At 48.8% G+C, this 2,538-nt stretch carries 1 protein-coding gene; it reads left to right on the top strand.

From position 1 onward, the window contains the following. Window positions 1-136 precede the first annotated feature (136 nt). Entirely contained in the window at window positions 137-2,467 is a 2,331-nt protein-coding gene (locus tag RMO35_RS02675) for a DUF1796 family putative cysteine peptidase (RefSeq protein ID WP_309738384.1), read from the top strand. Window positions 2,468-2,538 lie beyond the last annotated feature (71 nt).

The raw sequence follows: 2,538 nt of genomic DNA, 5'->3' as shown, positions 1-2,538 counted from the left end.
TCGGACAACATTTTGGGAAATTATCGCCAAGGTTATCTCTAAGACAGAAGTTAAATCTTCGACGTGATAGTCTATCGAAGCAGCTATAAACAAAGTAGCCTTTTGACCTTTTCCCATCAATATCCGCAAAAAACCGATGTATCAATTTCAGGTTATTGCACACACCCAAACTGGCGAATCCATTGCCTTGGTCGGTTCTACACCCGAATTGGGAGCGTGGGACATTACCAGAGGTATTCGCCTCCGCACCAGTGGCAATTGCTATCCTTTATGGTGGACAGATACAGCAATCGATATTCAGCCATCTGCTGAGTCAATCGTGGGCGAAGCCTCTGCTGCTTCTGAAGCCGATCCGATGCAGAATCGCCAGAAAGTAGAATACAAGTATGTAAAGCTCGATGCTCAAGGCTTTGGGCGGTGGGAATCTCTAGGTCTAAACCGTTGGGTGCAGATCGATTCTGAGGATCGGGCTAGTACTATTGTCATTGATGACGGAGCATTTGGTTATTTGCAACCTTATCCATTTGGATATATTAAAGAACATCCCGTCAAAACGCCCTTGACAGCGAACACTGAAGGTCAAAAAATTCTGGTCATTGGTAGTTCTGTTGCTGTAGGTCAGAAAGCATGGTTACTAAAAGGTTGGGCATCACTCTTGGGACAGGCTGTGCAACAAAAATACAGACACAGACTCATTAATGTATCAGAGGTCGGAGCGAACGTCGGCAGCACGATCGATCGCTTTGGGCCAGTTGTCACTCCCGAACAACCAGATGTAGTCATTATTGCCTTATCGCTGGGGAATGAAGGTCTTGCCCACTGCCCTGCCCATCAACGCAGAACCGTACAACGAAGATTTGAAAGCGGCTTACAGCAACTCTTACAAATGACTCGGGCACTCGGCGCACGTCCAATTTTGGGCGGAGTCTATCCACATGGTGACTATCGTGCCGAACATTACGAGCTATTGCAAGATACCCACAATCGAATGCTGACGTGGGGTGTGCCGATCCTCGATTGGTTGGCAGGATTAGATAATGGGCAAGGACGCTGGAAAGCGGGGATATCCTTCGACCCCGCTCACCCCAATACGATCGGACATAACCTGATGTTTGAGGCGATCGATCTGGATCTATTCCAAAGCGACAAAAACGAACTAGCTGAAGAACAGCAACGCTTTTGGCAACCCAATGAAGTCCCGATCTATCTTGACAATGCCGGATTCTCGATCTGCGCTTGTCCCGAACATCAGCGGTTGCGAATTAACAATCCATCCCAAAATAGTTACACCGTCGCACCCTATTGGCAGGAGTTACAAACTGCCCTCAAAAGTAAAGCAGGATTGATTCCTGGTATCTATATTGCCACCGATCGCCAGCCAGGAACGCTGCCTTATTTTGTGGTGCAATCAGATGGCTCGATCTCAACTATGGTGGAAATTTCGCCTGGTAGCGATCTGGAGTATGGTGCTGCTTTCAATCTGTTTGCGCCGAATAATGCCCAAGTTTTGTTTTATGACGAACATTTAGGTATTTTGCAACAGGACGATCGTCAATTGTGGGTGATTAACGAATCCGACCATGAGTACAATCTTCAGCCCATGTGGCAGGAGGTGCGGAGCGCACTCAGAGCTTTGCCAGAGGGTGTCTATGCAGATCCGCTGCATCCAGATCTGCCCTTCCGCACGATGATAGTCGGTCACAATGGACTGGAAAGCCGAGTCAAAATCCCACCCCAGTCTGCCGTGCTGTTTCAATACAAGTGTAAATTAGCCGAGATCGATCGGGTGGGGATTATTCCACTTGGCGATCGCTGTGCCGTGCGGATGATGCTCTACAAGATGGGGTACGATGGTCCCGCTTTTCCGTTCGATCTGACCCGCACTACTAATATTGCCGATATTGCGGATATCATCGAGAACGGCTTTGATGATATGTGGAATCCTGAATTGCTGCATTACGATTCATTCATCCGCAGAATCTACCACCATAAATGGGCGGGTTTGTCCTTTGCCCATGAAGTTGAGGATACCGAAAACCCGATCGATGACATGTCGCCCATCCACGAACGAATGCGCTCGCGTTACTCGGCGCGCGCCCAAAGGTTTTGGTATACGCTCCAGCATTGCGACCAGGTGCTGTTTGTGCGCACGGGGATTGCCGATCGCGGTGGCACGATCGATCTACTCGACAAGCTCAAGCAACACTGTCAGGGCAAGCCATTTCAACTGATGATCCTCTCCCCCCAATCCTCGGCTGAGTTCGCAGATTTGCCCAATCTGTTGCATTACAATCTAGATTTTAATCCTGATCGGATGTATGACGATTTGGAACATTGGATGTATTGTACGGAGGTGATGCGCGGTATTCTCGATTCGATCGGGGTGTCTAGCAAAAATCTGTTCTGGTGTCCGCCAAATCCCGATCGGGATGCACCAAAGCCTTTACTGGCAGGTAGAACGGTTTGAGCTATCTGGAGGTATCCTTTTTCCTAGCGAAATAGCTCCACCACTGTGGGTTTAGTTACCTTCCCCATCGC

The sequence above is a fragment of the Chamaesiphon sp. OTE_20_metabat_361 genome (assembly GCF_031364565.1).
Note: the sequence above shows the minus strand (reverse complement) of the source record. Positions and strands in the feature narration are given on the sequence as shown.

Bases quoted from the DNA above. Each gene is read 5' to 3' on its own strand.
- RMO35_RS02675 (WP_309738384.1), top strand. From the start codon at position 137: ATGTATCAATTTCAGGTTATTGCACACACCCAAACTGGCGAATCCATT.